Origin of the sequence: Metabacillus litoralis (assembly GCF_007994985.1) — a bacterium.
Taxonomy (GTDB): domain Bacteria; phylum Bacillota; class Bacilli; order Bacillales; family Bacillaceae; genus Metabacillus; species Metabacillus litoralis.
The window spans coordinates 585,787-600,426 of the sequence record NZ_VOQF01000001.1 but is presented as its reverse complement, the minus strand read 5'-3'; the positions used below and the strand labels follow the sequence as shown (position 1 = coordinate 600,426).

At 31.1% G+C, this 14,640-nt stretch carries 20 protein-coding genes and 1 pseudogene; 16 read left to right on the top strand and 5 right to left on the bottom strand.

What is annotated here, in order from left to right; all coding sequences use genetic code 11:
- The first annotated feature begins 5 nt into the window (after window positions 1-5).
- The 4 genes from FS935_RS03080 to ypmT all read left to right on the top strand — a co-directional run bounded on the left by FS935_RS03080 (window position 6) and on the right by ypmT (window position 3,308).
- Complete coding sequence (locus FS935_RS03080; RefSeq protein ID WP_146946048.1) at window positions 6-587, top strand: YpmS family protein; 582 nt, start codon at window positions 6-8, stop codon at window positions 585-587.
- 213 nt (window positions 588-800) lie between these two features.
- Window positions 801-1,955, top strand: a complete 1,155-nt coding sequence (locus FS935_RS03075; protein ID WP_146946047.1) for an FxLYD domain-containing protein — start codon at window positions 801-803, stop codon at window positions 1,953-1,955.
- Between the two features lie 3 nt (window positions 1,956-1,958).
- The gene (locus FS935_RS03070) at window positions 1,959-3,080 is read left to right on the top strand and encodes a S1C family serine protease (protein WP_146946046.1); all 1,122 of its coding nucleotides are present in this window, start codon (window positions 1,959-1,961) and stop codon (window positions 3,078-3,080) included.
- A gap of 36 nt (window positions 3,081-3,116) precedes the next feature.
- A complete protein-coding gene (ypmT, locus tag FS935_RS03065; RefSeq protein ID WP_146946045.1) occupies window positions 3,117-3,308 on the top strand; it encodes a protein YpmT in 192 nt (63 codons plus the stop codon).
- Window positions 3,309-3,347: 39 nt separating this feature from the next.
- Here ypmT and FS935_RS03060 read toward each other — a convergent pair whose 3' ends face one another.
- Entirely contained in the window at window positions 3,348-3,527 is a 180-nt protein-coding gene (locus FS935_RS03060) for a hypothetical protein (RefSeq protein ID WP_146946044.1), read from the bottom strand.
- A 299-nt stretch (window positions 3,528-3,826) separates the two neighbouring features.
- Between FS935_RS03060 and FS935_RS24140 the strand changes: the two genes are divergently transcribed.
- Together FS935_RS24140 and FS935_RS03055 are read left to right on the top strand one after the other, a co-directional pair.
- A complete protein-coding gene (locus FS935_RS24140; RefSeq protein ID WP_275669554.1) occupies window positions 3,827-3,952 on the top strand; it encodes a hypothetical protein in 126 nt (41 codons plus the stop codon).
- 264 nt (window positions 3,953-4,216) lie between these two features.
- Window positions 4,217-5,026: an alpha/beta fold hydrolase gene (locus tag FS935_RS03055; RefSeq protein ID WP_146946043.1), complete on the top strand. Its 810-nt coding sequence runs from the start codon at window positions 4,217-4,219 to the stop codon at window positions 5,024-5,026.
- 112 nt (window positions 5,027-5,138) lie between these two features.
- On the opposite strand, the gene FS935_RS03050 is transcribed toward FS935_RS03055, so the two are convergent.
- Together FS935_RS03050 and FS935_RS03045 are read right to left on the bottom strand one after the other, a co-directional pair.
- A complete protein-coding gene (locus FS935_RS03050; protein WP_146946042.1) occupies window positions 5,139-5,384 on the bottom strand; it encodes a DNA alkylation repair protein in 246 nt (81 codons plus the stop codon).
- Window positions 5,385-5,735: 351 nt separating this feature from the next.
- Entirely contained in the window at window positions 5,736-6,158 is a 423-nt protein-coding gene (locus tag FS935_RS03045) for a MarR family winged helix-turn-helix transcriptional regulator (RefSeq protein WP_146946041.1), read from the bottom strand.
- A gap of 247 nt (window positions 6,159-6,405) precedes the next feature.
- On the opposite strand from FS935_RS03045, the gene msrA reads away from it, so the two are divergent.
- The 6 genes and pseudogenes from msrA (at window position 6,406) to yodN (ending at window position 10,711) form a co-directional block, all read left to right on the top strand.
- Window positions 6,406-7,368: a peptide-methionine (S)-S-oxide reductase MsrA gene (msrA, locus tag FS935_RS03040; protein WP_146946040.1), complete on the top strand. Its 963-nt coding sequence runs from the start codon at window positions 6,406-6,408 to the stop codon at window positions 7,366-7,368.
- Between the two features lie 119 nt (window positions 7,369-7,487).
- Window positions 7,488-7,871, top strand: coding sequence for a VOC family protein (locus FS935_RS03035; protein ID WP_146946039.1), 384 nt, complete (start codon window positions 7,488-7,490; stop codon window positions 7,869-7,871).
- Between the two features lie 233 nt (window positions 7,872-8,104).
- Window positions 8,105-8,185, top strand: a pseudogene (locus FS935_RS24540) (YjcZ family sporulation protein); the annotation flags it as partial.
- Between the two features lie 127 nt (window positions 8,186-8,312).
- The gene (gene bioB, locus FS935_RS03025; protein WP_146946037.1) at window positions 8,313-9,302 is read left to right on the top strand and encodes a biotin synthase BioB; all 990 of its coding nucleotides are present in this window, start codon (window positions 8,313-8,315) and stop codon (window positions 9,300-9,302) included.
- A gap of 75 nt (window positions 9,303-9,377) precedes the next feature.
- Window positions 9,378-9,605, top strand: a complete 228-nt coding sequence (locus tag FS935_RS03020; protein WP_146946036.1) for a YozE family protein — start codon at window positions 9,378-9,380, stop codon at window positions 9,603-9,605.
- Between the two features lie 446 nt (window positions 9,606-10,051).
- Window positions 10,052-10,711: a germination protein YodN gene (yodN, locus tag FS935_RS03015; protein WP_146946035.1), complete on the top strand. Its 660-nt coding sequence runs from the start codon at window positions 10,052-10,054 to the stop codon at window positions 10,709-10,711.
- 210 nt (window positions 10,712-10,921) lie between these two features.
- Here the strand turns inward: yodN and FS935_RS03010 are convergent, their stop codons facing one another.
- Complete coding sequence (locus FS935_RS03010) at window positions 10,922-11,116, bottom strand: hypothetical protein (protein WP_146946034.1); 195 nt, start codon at window positions 11,114-11,116, stop codon at window positions 10,922-10,924.
- A 254-nt stretch (window positions 11,117-11,370) separates the two neighbouring features.
- Between FS935_RS03010 and FS935_RS03005 the strand changes: the two genes are divergently transcribed.
- Window positions 11,371-11,562 (top strand): YozD family protein, encoded by a 192-nt coding sequence (locus FS935_RS03005; RefSeq protein ID WP_146946033.1) that lies wholly within the window; start codon window positions 11,371-11,373, stop codon window positions 11,560-11,562.
- A 58-nt stretch (window positions 11,563-11,620) separates the two neighbouring features.
- Here FS935_RS03005 and FS935_RS03000 read toward each other — a convergent pair whose 3' ends face one another.
- Complete coding sequence (locus FS935_RS03000; RefSeq protein ID WP_146946032.1) at window positions 11,621-12,751, bottom strand: DUF2515 family protein; 1,131 nt, start codon at window positions 12,749-12,751, stop codon at window positions 11,621-11,623.
- A gap of 117 nt (window positions 12,752-12,868) precedes the next feature.
- Here FS935_RS03000 and FS935_RS23585 point away from each other — a divergent pair, with 117 nt between their 5' ends.
- From FS935_RS23585 to FS935_RS02990, 3 genes are read left to right on the top strand one after another with little or no spacing between them, the layout of a single operon-like run.
- Window positions 12,869-13,045: a hypothetical protein gene (locus FS935_RS23585; RefSeq protein WP_168714458.1), complete on the top strand. Its 177-nt coding sequence runs from the start codon at window positions 12,869-12,871 to the stop codon at window positions 13,043-13,045.
- On the top strand, window positions 13,045-13,845 hold the full coding sequence (locus FS935_RS02995) for a serine/threonine protein kinase (RefSeq protein WP_146946031.1): 801 nt from the start codon (window positions 13,045-13,047) through the stop codon (window positions 13,843-13,845). Before FS935_RS23585 ends, FS935_RS02995 begins: the two co-directional genes overlap by 1 nt.
- A gap of 13 nt (window positions 13,846-13,858) precedes the next feature.
- Window positions 13,859-14,629: a sporulation protein gene (locus FS935_RS02990; RefSeq protein WP_146946030.1), complete on the top strand. Its 771-nt coding sequence runs from the start codon at window positions 13,859-13,861 to the stop codon at window positions 14,627-14,629.
- Window positions 14,630-14,640: the final 11 nt, after the last annotated feature.

The following is a 14,640-nucleotide window of genomic DNA, read 5'->3' as shown; positions in this document are numbered from 1 at the left end:
TAAACATGAAAAAATGGAAAATGTTATTTCTGATCTTAGTAGGCTTAAATTTATTTGTATTAATCATTTTTCTTGCATTTTTATTTAGTCCTACTGATTCTTCTAATAGAATTGAAAAGGCGAAACCAATTGAAACTGAAAATACAGTTCCATTCCTAATAAGTTCTCAAAAAGAAGATCTTACACGTTTAATTAACCGTTATTTGGAAAAAGAAGCAGATCAAGACAACCTTCAATATACGGTTGAATTAGAAGATGAAGTAAATGTGTACGGAAGTATTAAAGCATTTAACAAAGATATAAACATGAAGTTAATTTTAGAACCAGTAGTGAAAGAAGATGGAAATGTACAGTTACATGTAGAAGAGCTTTCCATTGGTCAACTTAAGCTACCTGTATCATATGTATTGAAATATATGAACACTTATTATGAGCTTCCTAGTTATGTGGTGATAGACTCGAGTGAAAAGGTAATTGATATTTATCTTGATGAGTTAACGTTTAAGAATGGACTAAGTGCGAGAGCTGAAAGCTTTAATTTAAAGAATGATGATATAACGTTTACATTATATGTGCCTATGCCTTAAATTCTATTGTTGAAGAAGTCTAACATTCAATTTTGTTGGACTTTTTCCTTTTGTTTTTAGGTTTTTTTACAAAATGGTACGAATTACCCCTTATCGAAAACCTAGAATGATGTGAGCGAAACATGTATACTAATAGAATAGTATGTCGAAATAAGTTATCTATACAATTATTCTCCTTAACTATGGAAAAATAGAAAAAAAGGAGGTATTCTATTGTTTTGTCCAAACTGTGGAACAAATAACATAGAAAATAAGGCAAATTATTGTCATCAATGTGGAAAAAAGCTTAATATTGATACCAAGAGAAACAGAAAAATAAAGATTATAACTTATTTACTTCCACTAATTAGCATTATTATCGTTTCGGTTATTATGGCTGTTACTTTTTTCTTTGAATCTAAAGTTAATGAAAAGGTAATAAAATATCAAGATATGGCCGAAAGAGCTGCCCTATCAGGAGAATTTGATGAAGCTCTTAGTTTACTTGATGATGCTATAGCGTACCGTAATAATTACAATATTTTGCAAGAAGATAAGAAAATCATTCAATCAGTAGTTAAGTTTAATGACGACTTACATGTTGTTGAAAAAAAGATTATGGACGAGCAGTTTGAAACTGCACAAAAAGAGATCAATTTGTTAAAGCGACAAGTTGATAAAAATCAATCACCATTATATGCGAAGCTTACTCATGAAATTGAGCAAGTGGAAACAAGTGTGAAAGTTGGTGAAATTAAAGAAGAAATTATTAAATTATCTTCTATCAATCAGTTAGCTGAAAAATTGTCAACTTTGTATTCCTTAGACTTACAAGAAGCATCTGAATTGAAACAGCAAATATATACAAAAATGATTATGTTAAGTTCAACTGAAGCAGAAAAGGATTTAGAAAATAAGCATTTCAACCAAGCGTTATATCAAGTAGATGCTGCTCTTCAATATGTAGTTAACAATGAGAAGCTTATATCATTAAGAGATAGAATCAAAGAGGAAAAGGCGTCATTTGAAAAAGCTCAACAGGAACGGATTGATAAAGCTGTGTTAGCCGCAAAACAAGAAGAACAATTAAATCTAACAAAAGCTGTTGAATTAACTACCGTAGAAATTCAAGTTGATAAATTCGGTGATGCTTATTTAAATGGTACCGTTCAGAACAAGGGTACAGAAACCGTCCATTCAATTATAGTTGAGTTTGTGGTAAAAAATAAAGATGGCGTGAAACTAGAAGATGGGAAAACAAATGTGTTTCCAAATAAACTAAAGCCCGGTGAAACAGGAGAATTTGAGCATGTTACCTATTCTGCCAAAAATGATGCAAAAGTAGAGATTAAAAAGATCTCTTGGTTATTAGAAGAAAAGAAAGGATAGACTATGGATAAAAAAATAATTTTTAGCATAATAGTATCCCTTCTTATTTTAGCTTTTGGTGTATTTGGATATTTTTATACAAAGAACTACACAGCTTCAAAGATCTATTCTGAATCAACTATACTTAAAAAAAACAGTGAAGAAAGTAGTACTCAAACAATTCCAGAAATTAAAGAAATAATTAGAGAATCACAGAAAAAGGTAGTTATGGTAGAATTAGAGGATGGTTCTGTTGGTTCTGGGTTTTTGTATAATGACAATGGTGACATTATTACAAATGCACATGTTGTTGATGGTGCATCTTCTGTCAAGATCCGTACTACAGATGCAAAAGGTTACGATGGTGAAGTTATCGGAATAAGCACAGAAACAGATATTGCAGTAGTAAGAGTTGAAGGGCTGAAAAATATCGAACCATTAACATTATCTCCAAGTACTGAGCTTGAAATTGGTGATGAAATTCTAGCATTGGGCAGTCCTTTAGGATTTCAAAATACTGTTACAACAGGAATTATTAGCGGTACGGACAGAGAATTAAATGTAGAGCCGTATATTTATGAAAATGTCTATCAAATATCAGCTCCTATTGCACCTGGAAATAGTGGGGGGCCTTTATTAGATCGCAAATCTGGACATGTTGTTGGAATAAATTCAGCACGCATAGAACAAGGGAATATAGGCTTCAGTATTCCTATAAGTGCTGTACTGCCATTAGTTAATGGGTGGTCAGAAACGCCAATGAGAAACCTGCCATCAGTTACTTCTTTTGATATTTCATCCAAAGTTAATGGAAATAAAATGCTAGAAACATCTGATTATCTAATTAATTACTTTATCGAAAGCATTAATTTTAGAGATTTTGTTACAGCTTATTCACTTTTAGGCAGTGACTGGCAATCAAATGTTAAATATGAAACATTTCGAGAGAAATATTTGCATATTAATGCTATAAAGATCACTGAATTGAAAAAAGAAATTCAGGAAGATAAAGTGATCGTTGAAACAATTTTATCTATAGAAGAACATAATGGTGAAAAAAATATAACGAAAATCTATAATAAAACATTTGTAGTTGCTTATGAAAATGACCAGGCAAAAATCATATCAGAGAAACAAGAGGGCTAAGCATTTTCAAAATAATTGATGTGGGGGTATTTATTAATGAAAAATAAGTTATTTATATTTAGTATTGTTGCGATACTCATTTCAATTGTTTTTGGAAGTATTGCATATCAACAACTTGTAGCGGAAAATATGGATGAGGTTTATTTAAATATTGCGTATTCAACTTTATTTTTGAGTGTATCAATTTATTTATGGCACGTAAAAGATGAAAAGCAAAAGGATAGTTAAAAAATGAGAGGATAGATCCTCTCATTTTTTGTTTGTTTTTTATTCAGCTTCTTCTTCAGTTTCTTCCTCTGTGCCTTCTTCAGCGCCTTCTTCAGCGCCTTCTTCTGTTTCTTCAACATTTGTGTCTTCTTGTTCAGTATCTTCTGTGTTGTTACATGCAGCCATTAAGAATACAGCAAGTAATGAAGCTCCGACTTTTAATAATAAACTTTTGTTCATTAAAATTCCTCCCATGTAACATTAGATAATATCTTTTAAACCAGTAGTAACTGGTACAACATAATAATAATGGAAAAAAGAGGAGAATAAACTCTTTTTACAAAAACGATACATATTCTTAAAAGATTTATAATTTATTAAAAACTTATTAATGATATTTACATACTCTTATCGAAATAATAGGAGAAAAGATACTATTTAATGAACTGAATAAGACTGTAGTCTTGATAGGTTTCACATAATTTATTATTGGAATGGAAAGAATGATTGTGAATATTATGAAGAGGAGGAATTGCAACATGAAGAAAACAACAAGTAAACTCAGTTATGAATCAGATGGGAAAATGGGTAAGAACAATATTAGAAAAAATAAGAATAAAGGGAAAGAAGAATTGTTCTTTAACACTACACAAGACAGCGAATAATCTTTAGCTTTAAAATTGCTGTTCATAATTACTTCCATAACTAATAATGTCAATCTAAAACTTAATGACCCTTTGTGGCTAGATTAAATCCTTTTGAGAGTCTAATATGAGAATTAGATTTTTAGTTTTAATACCTAAGTTAGTCTCAGTGCGTGCAAATTAAATATAAGAGATATAGTATTAAATGTTTGAGTTCATTGCCAATGTTTGTTACGATTACCAATGATAGACTAAATCTTACATTTTGAACTCGGAGGGTAAACGATGGAGCGTTATACACATAATGTAGGAGATAATATGATTTCATACACAGATCAAGGAGTCGGACACTGTGTTGTGTTGATTCATGGATTTTGCGGTGATTCCCATTATTGGAAATACATCGTTCCACAATTAGCGAAAAAGAATAGAGTTCTTACTGTAGATTTACGAGGTCATGGTGATTCAAGTACACCAAAAGATGATTTTGAAATAACAGATTTGGCAGAAGATATCGCTTCACTTTTATCTTCACTCAGAATAGAAAGAGCTACCTTGATTGGACACTCCTTAGGTGGTTACATTAGTATGGCATTTGCAGAGAAATTCCCTGATAAGTTATGTGGACTTTCTTTAGTTCATTCAACAGCTTTACCAGATACAGCTGAAGCAAAAGTAAATAGAGATCATGGTATTGAAAGAATTACTAATAGTGGTATAAAACCTTTTATAGATGAGCTTGTACCAAAGCTTTTTTCAAAAAACAATAATGAAGAACTAGATTATCAATTGAAACTTGTGAAAAATATAGGTTATAAAACATCAGAGTTTGGAGCTATTGGTGCTCTTAACGCGATGAAACATAGACCGGATCGAAATGTGGTATTAGAAGAGCTCAAGGTTCCAATTTTATTAGTTGTTGGACGTGATGACGGTGTAATTCCACACGACCGTACTTTTTCAGTAGACAAACCTAATATTCACCGATCAATAATAGAGAATTCAGGTCATATGTCAATGCTAGAACAGCCTGATAAATTGTCAGAGGTTTTACAGGTTTTTTTAGAAGGAGTCATTGATAGTAAAATGAAATAAGAATGAAGTAGGCCCCGTAAGTTATGTAATAAAAGGGGCCTATTTTACATGTGTTTAGAGGAAACTTTCCAGAATAGAATTACATCAGAGCACCATTAAAAACAATAACCATCTATTTTTGTAACTCAGCTCTTTTTATGAATGTTATCTCTTCCTCTATAAGACCACAAGCTCCACATTGGACTTTATATTCAGGACCTTTGTAAGGAATATGAAATGGATCTAATGACAATTTATCGATTTCTTGGATAACACTTCCCGTTTGTGGATCTAATTTAACAGACTTTACATGCTGCTCAATAATATTGAATCTAGTTTTATTTGTTTTACAATTAGGACATAAATATGGTGAGTTCATAGATGTCATCCTCCTTATATGAAAAAGTATTTAACATAGCTTTTTCTAACAACAAGGAATATATGTAAGCTATTTTGGATGTCCTTTTGAAAATGGAAGAAACGAAACATTTATACTAAGATGTTTTGGGTAGTTGGGGCAAATGATTGGGGGTTATCTGCGTGAAAGTAAGTAGTAGAAATAAATGAATTTAATAAAGTGTAGCCTTTCGTAAAATTCACTTATTCAATTCAAATAAAAGCGTAACATAAGATACACTATTTTGTTTTATGACACCTTTATGCGATAAAAGTGCTTTATCGCATAAATAGCAACAAAATATATTGTGATGCAGCTTGGTATGAAACAGATTTATTTATTGAGCATTTTATTAAATAATTTTATAAAGCTTTCGATATCTTCATTACTTAAATCGCTGAACTTTTCCAAGAGAAAATCTGTTTTTCTTTTCTCGAATAATTCCAATGTTTGTTTACCTTTATTCGTTAAATGGATAACAACAATCCTTCTATCATTATTTGAACGAACTCGTTCGATCCACTCTTTTTCAATAAGTGAATCAGTTACCGCAGTTATATGGGATGCAGAAACATTTAACATTTTAGATAAATCAGATGATTTTTGTGGTCCATGTTCATAAAGCTTTTTTAAAATGAAAAACTCATTTCTCGATATTTCGTTATCATAGATAAGGTTCATTTCTTGACGTAGTTTTTTATAAACATGGCGCATAAGAGCTTCCATTTCATACATTTTTTCCTGACGATTATCCAAGTTAATTTCCTCCGAAACAACATTTATTCTTTTGTTTAGACTAAGGAATGTTACACGCTGTGTCAAGGACTATGTTGGAATTTTTAAATTAGTATTCTTTTATGCGAAACAAACACAGCTTTGGCCGTAAATTTTAGTTTTTTTCAACCATTTTCAGTAAAACTGCTTTATAAAAACAGTTTACTTTTAATCTTTTTATAACATGCTATATAATAAGGACAAATTAATTAGTTGGGGGTATAAGTTAATGACAAATAATCACAAGATAGAGCTTGCTACATTTGCTGGTGGATGTTTTTGGTGTATGGTACAGCCATTCGATGAGCTACCAGGGATTGAGTCAATTATTTCTGGCTATACAGGTGGAACAAAAGAAAATCCTACATATGAGGAAGTTTGCTCTAATAAAACAGGACATCTTGAAGCTGTTCAAATTACATTTAATCCAGATGTTTTTCAATATGAAGTACTGTTGGAATTATTTTGGCAACAAATTGATCCTACTGATGAAGGTGGTCAATTTCATGATCGCGGTGAGTCCTATCAAACAGCAATATTTTATCACTCAGAAGAACAGAGACAGCTTGCTGAAAAATCTAAGCAAGAACTTGAGCAAAGCGGTAGATTTAAGAAGCCTATTGTAACTAAAATACTTGAAGCAAAAACGTTTTATCCTGCCGAGGAGTATCATCAGGATTTTTATAAAAAGAGTACAGCAAGATATAAACAATATCGAACAGGTTCTGGAAGAGATAGATTTATTGAACAACATTGGAATGAGACGAATAAAAGTCAAATACTTAACAAATTAAATCCCATACAATATGAGGTAACTCAAAATAATGGTACAGAACCACCTTTTCGTAATGAGTATTGGAACAATACCGAAGAAGGTATTTATGTAGATATTATATCAGGCAAACCTTTATTTAGTTCTTTAGATAAGTATGATGCTGGTTGTGGTTGGCCTAGCTTTACAAAACCGATTCAAGACTTTGAAGTCATAGAGAAAATGGACACAACTCATGGTATGGTAAGAACAGAGGTCAGAAGTAAAACAGCTGATTCTCATCTAGGACATGTCTTTGACGATGGACCTGGTCCTAATGGCTTACGTTATTGTATTAACTCAGCAGCATTAAAATTTATATCAAAAGATGATCTTGAAAAAGAAGGGTATGGAAAATATTCTAATTTATTTGGAAAATAGTTAAATAGGGCTGGATTATTTGATCCGATTCAGCTCTTTAAGTTTCTAGAATCAAAATGTAGCTAACATAACATCTAAATTTTGGATAAAGCTGTTAGAGAAAAAGGGGAGTGTTTTTAATGGCGGTATTAGGGTTTGAACATGTTGGAGTACAAATAATAGATATCGAAAAATCGATAAAATTTTATCAAGATGTGGTGAATTTAGAACTGATTGATCAATTTATACATACAGATGGGAAATTAAAACTTGCGTTTCTAGGCTTGAATGGAGAGATTATTGTAGAATTAATTGAAGGGTATAACCCGGATTTACCTGAGGAGGGGAAAGTTCATCATATAGCATTTAATGTAAACGAAATAGAAAAAGAAAAACAACGACTAGTAGGCTTGGGGGTTGAATTGATTTTTAATGATATTACAACATTGCCAAATGGGGCTAAGTATTTGTTTTTTAAAGGACCTGATCGTGAGTGGATAGAATTTTATGAGGCTGGTAACTAAGAAAATTGTAAGATATCAATAAGTCCTTTTATCTTTTTACTATTAATCGTGTTAACAAAGGCTTTAAAATATGAAATCCATATGAATAGCAACTTCTTAAAAATAGGCGAGACATATATACACAATACAACCCACCCATTACATAAATTATAAAGAAATGTAAATATGTTATGGGGAGTGAGCTCATTATGCATTGTTATTATGATTACGGATATCCTTATGCGGGTGTTCAAGGCGGGTATGGAAATAGCTTTGTGCTAATTGTTGTTCTTTTCATCTTATTAATAATCGTTGGCGCAGCTTATATTCACTAAAAGTACATCTAAAGAGCCCCCTTAGTGGGCTCTTTTTCAAATTAAATACGTTTATGTAAACTTGTTATTGTTTTTAGTTGACATTAATTAACCCATTCATTACCATATATGTAATGGGGGGATAAGAATGAATTGGGAACTTCTAGCTGATGAAGTGATTAAAGGTAAAATGTTAGTTGAAAATGAAGCGTTATCAATTTTACAATGTTCTGACGATGATTTGTTATTATTACTACATGGAGCATTTACTATTAGAAAACATTATTATGGAAAAAAAGTGAAACTAAATATGATTATGAATACTAAATCAGGAATATGTCCTGAAAACTGTGGCTATTGTTCTCAGTCAATAGTTTCAAAAGCTCCAATTGAAAAATATAAGATGCTGGATAAGAAATCTATATTACAGGGTGCAGAAAAAGCGCATCATCTAAAAGTAGGTACTTATTGTATTGTTGCGAGTGGAAGAGGACCTTCAAATAAAGAAATAGATCATGTTGCTTCTGCTGTAAGTGAAATAAAAGATAAGTTTGGTCTAAAGGTTTGTGCATGCTTAGGTATCTTAAAACCAGAGCAAGCGAAAAGATTAAAAGAAGCTGGAGTAGATAGATATAATCATAATCTTAATACTTCTAAAGAACATCATCCCTCAATAACTACTACACATACATATGAAAATCGAGTAAATACAATTCAAGCTGTAAAAGAAAGTGGTATTTCACCATGCTCAGGGGTTATTATCGGGATGGGAGAAAGTTTACATGATGTAATAAATATGGCGTTTAGTTTAAGAGAATTAGACGCGGACTCTATCCCGGTCAACTTTCTTCATGCAATAGATGGAACACCACTAGAAGGTACCGATGATTTGAATCCTATGTATTGCTTAAAAGTACTTGCATTATTCCGGTTTATTAACCCTACGAAGGAAATAAGAATTTCAGGTGGAAGAGAAGTGAATCTAAGAACCCTTCAACCATTAGGTTTATATGCTGCGAATTCTATATTTATTGGAGATTATTTAACTACTCCTGGACAAGAAGGTACTGCAGATCATAAAATGCTTGAAGACTTAGGTTTCGAGATTGATTTTAATTTTGAGAAAGCACCTATTTAATTTCTAAAAATAAAGGGTTTCATTCTGATCATTTACAAGCTATAATTGAAAAATCTTGTCGATGGGGGAATAACGATGAAATCCTTTTATCACTTTTTAATGAAATTTCGCCATCCTAAGCCGAAAGATGACATATCACAATTTGCTAATGAAGCGTATCTAGATCATAGCTTCCCTAGAAATACAGACAATTACGAAGAGCTTAGCACATATTTAGAAATGAATGGCCATTATTTAAAAAGTATGTCAGTATTTGATCAGGCTTGGGAAGGGTACGAAAACGAAATTCTAAAAAGAATTTAATGTTTTTGCAGATGAAAAAAATTGAATTACTTTTGTTAAACAGGTGAAGTTGAATTTTTCGCCTGTTTTTTATTTTTGCTGTTTTCGTAAATTTGTTGTTTTTAGGATTCATGATGAAAAGAACTCTGTACAAAGTCTAGAGGCATCTGTTCTTCTACAAATCGCACCTTTTATGCGATAACACACTGCTTGCAACAATAATGACGTCTAAAAGCAACAATCTTTTTAGAAAAGAGCCTTTATTTTTAATCTTTTTTATTAGAGAGAGCTAGCAAACAGATTTATATCACTCTTCAGACATACAGTTGTATAGCTTTTTCGAGTTGCAGTATGAGGAATGGTTTCCTTCCTATCTTCCTTCATGTTTAAATTTATGCCCATGACGAAATATAAAAGTAAGCATATACTATCTTATCCTTATAAATCACGACAAAGGAGAGATGGAGATGAAAAAAAATAGACCAAAATTTAAATTAGGGGATATTGTCGTGATTGTTTTGTATGGAACTGTTGGCACGATCACAAAAATTCACTTTGTCGATGATCAGTATGTTTATGAAGTAAACTATAGTGAAGTTCTATATTTCGAAAACTCACTTCAATTATTTTCGGATTACGATGGAGTGGTTATCGAAACAGAAAAAATCAGCATAGATGTACATTACCAGATAGGTGATATTGTTCTAGTGAAAGGCTATGGAAAATCTTTTTTTAAAGTGGTAGGAATAAGAACCGAAATCTGGCGTTATGAAGAAGATGGTTGGGAAGATCTAACATATGAGTTAACTAGAATATCAGATGGAGAATGGCTTGAAGCTGATGAGGATGAAATAAGTCTTATCATAAGCGAACATGAGGCAGAATCTTTTATACAGCAGCTATATCTAAATAATACACTCTCAGATGAGAGTCGATATGATGAATTCTTTTCTCACTATTTAAATGAAGAAAATCAAGAAAAACCCTATATAAAAATAACTGATGAATTACTTGATATGTATAATGATTACCATACTCTATACCAGATGTTTTGTGATCAAGACTATAAAGACATGATGCAGCTAATTATCAGAAGCTTAAAAAGATATCAAGACCCCAATCTTTGAATGTTTTATTTTAGATGAGCTATATTTTATAAGTCGCGTCAGTAGTCATCAATGCACAGCATACAGAGCAATCATTGTTGGTATTTAAATTAAAACTAGCAAGGATAAAGCACAGCTATATTTATGTTAGATAATCTTTTTATATGAATTAGTAAAGCACAAAAATTTGCAGCTCATCGAATAGTAACGTGTTTTTAGATTAATAAAGCATTATAAAATAAATGTTATAAATAGAAAACAAAAATAAGGAATACAAAAAAAGAGTATGCTTATATATAATCCTTTTATTAAATTTTGTAAAAATCGATCAAAGCCCTCACCATCAATAAAGGTTATTAATTTATTCTCTTTTATTACATCATCATTGGAATTGACCTCAAACTGCTGATATTTATCTCTTAACATTGTTTCAACTCCCCTTCGTCATATAAGCTTGTCCACTTAAAATTATCTATATGATGATTTTTATGATATATGCCTATATTTTGTAGAACGAATTGAAACTTAAGATTTAAAATCTTTTTTATTCTAAAACTGGTGTGTATTCATCTAATAAAGGTGAATTTTTAACATAATAAAAAAGTGTTAATTTATTTTTGTTGTATGAATAGACATATGTCCCTCTTTAAGGACATAAACAATAAAAGGGGGGCGATATTGTGAAGGAAATCGAAGTGATTATTGATACAGAGGAGATTGCGGAGTTCTTTTACAATGAGCTCACGAAGAGAGGGTATGTTCCTGGAGAGGATGAGCTAGGTGAACTGGCTGACATCACATTTGATTACCTTCTTAACAAATGCATTATTGATGAAGACAATGAAGACGATGAATTTGATGAATTCGAGTAAATTTTAAAAAAGCTTAGGCTGATAAAGGTTGAGGTACTAAATTGTCCTTAGCGCTTTATCAGCCTTTTTCTTTTTGTGGAGGTAAAGTTAGAGTTTTTACCTTTCCTATTGTTTTTAATAAATGTATGTCCTTTGAAATATCCTTTGTTATATCCTGAAAGAGCTTCTCGCTTCCTATTTCGAAATTCTCTATCTGGGATAGTTTTGTAAACCAATCTTGATTCATATGAAATCTATGAGGAATATTATCCCAAGCATTTGTTAGTGTTGGGCTTATAAGCTTATGATGTTCCAGTTCATTATTAGAAAAAATATGAGGCCAATAATCAGACCTAGAACCACTATGATGATGTTTTATTGCGAATTTTAATATGGTTTCATAACGATTTTTTGTAAAAAGAATATTGTAAAGATGCTTCCCGATTTTAATCCGATTATCAACAGAGTTAAAGTTATGAACTTCTATTCCAGCTAGAGAATATTTAGGTAAAAAGGAATATCGTTTATATGGAAAGATAACATGAGTAAAGCCTAATTTTTCCTGCAGTAAGTAAGATAATGAATGTAAGATATTTTCTTTAATTGTTTTTTCGGACATTAAATTTTTTTCAATATATTGTTGTTCATTTGTTATTAATGCAAATGTTAAAAGGGTAGAATTTTTGTGTTTTAAGAAATCCTCCCATATAGGTATCATAAATTTTGACACATTAAAAGCTGGTAATAAGTGAAATAATGATGTTTGTTCTTTCAAACTGAATTTATACAATAATAATTGTGGAAATGCATCATGGAATATCAATGCATTTGCTTTTTCAAGAAAGTGAAATAATACCTTTTTATCTTCTGCATCTAGTAATCGCTCTAACAAGGATCCTTTTAAATCGGTCATATTATATCCACCATTACGTGAAACCATATGCGCTAAAAAAGCCCATTGTATTTCTTCATGATCTTTGAAAAATGAAAGATATGCTTTAGTTCTAGTGATATTATTTTTGTTTAACCGTTTAGTATTACGTTGTATATTCCTAATAAGCTTTCTCTCTTTTTGTGTAATTACGACTGGATCTACTTTCCTTAAACTTTCTTCAATTCTTGTATAAAGGTGCAATTTATCTGTTTTATTGAGTGTTGGTTGCTGTGATGCTTTTTTTGAATTCTTTGTTGTTATTATTTTCTTCTTCATGGTTTTTAATCAGCCCAAACTTTAATTGAATAATATATAATATGTATATGAATTTCTGAAACTTTTGTTAAGCTTCACCGTATTATAAGTAAACATATTAAAGAAAGAGGTATTTTAATGATTAAAAAAATTCTTAAATCATTACTAACAAATAAACAAACACACCGTCGCTCATATAGCTCGAGTGATTTTAAAAGAAGGAAATACACTAATCATCATCCCTCAAAATATGGACATCAACATTATAAGAAAAAACATAAATCAAGTGGGTTTTTTAGCTCTTACAGTAGTTAATGAAAAAGCTCTATCTTAAATTAATAGAGCTTTTTGAAAAACCTTTAAAGACCAGTGCAGTTGTTGGTGCGAAATACACAATTCTTCAGCTGCTTGGTAAAGGAAGCTATGGTTTTACTTACTTAGTGAAAGATGAAAAAGATGATATTAAAGTTCTTAAACAACTAAGGAAGTATAAAAGGGTCGAAGAATCTGCGAGAAATTCCTTTTTGTTCGAAGCTCAGGTATTAAGCGATTTGACTGACAAAGCTTTCCCAACACTACTTGATCAATTTGAAGATAAAGGGAAGCTCTTTATCGTGATGGAATATATGCATGGTAAAACTTATGAAGAGCTAATCTTTATTGAAGGACTGAAATTTAGTGAAACGGAAGCATTTAAAGAGTTATCCAAAATATTACAATTAGTACAGAAAATCCATCTTAAAGGCTATGTTCATCGAGACTTAAGAATCCCAAATATCCTTAAAGCTGAAAATAATGTTTTCATTATAGATTTTGGTTTGGCAAAAAGAATTAATGAAGCTTCAGAAGTTCAAGAGGAAGCATTCAAAAATGAAGAAAAGAGACTGTTTAGAGAGGTTTCTTTTAAAAGTGATTTGTATGCATTAGGACATTTTATGTTGTTTTTATTATATTCTTCATATGAACCCGTTTCTCATCAATCAAGATCCTGGGAAGAAGAATTACCTATTAAAGAAGAGAGTAAAAGATTAATAAGAAAAATGCTTCAGCTAGATGAGCCATATCATCATGTTAATGAACTAATTAATGATCTTGACAATAATCTATTCAAGTAAAGGAGATTTTTTTATGTCTTTTTTTAATAAAATTCTAGCAAGTGTAGGGATTGGTTCCTCAAAGGTAGATACAAAGTTAGCTCAATCATCAATAAAAGTAGGGGAAGATGTAGAAGGAGTTGTTGAAGTAACAGGAGGAAGTGTTGAACAAGCAATTGAGGAAATATATTTAACAATTAATACAAATTATCAGCAAGAAGACGATGACAGGGTTGTGCATAAACAAGCTGTCATTTCATCAATTAAATTAAACGAACCATTTATCATCATGCCTGGAGAAACGAAAACAATACCGTTTCAATTTAAATTACCTCTAGATACACCAATTTCAGCTGGTTCATCAAAAGTATGGATACAAACTGGAATTGATATAAAAGGATCAGTAGATCCAACTGATCGTGATATTGTGACTGTTTTACCAAATAACTTAATGGATGAAACACTAGCAGTATTTAATAGATTAGGATTTGCTATGAAAAAGGTGAAAAATGAAGCGGCTTCATATAAAATCCGAAAAAGATTACCGTTTATTCAAGAATTTGAACTGGTTCCAACTGGAGGTACATTCTACAAGAAGTTTGATGAAGTAGAAGTGATCTTTTTTCCTATAAGTGAAACAAAAATGGATATTCTTATGGAAGTAGATCGTCGTGCCAGAGGTATATCTGGTTTATTTTCTGAAGCATTAGATTTAGATGAATCTATAATTAGGTTCTCAATTCAGAAAGAGGATTTACCTAGATTACAAGAAACAATAGAAAAAATTCTAGTAAATCATTCCTAAGCTATAATTTA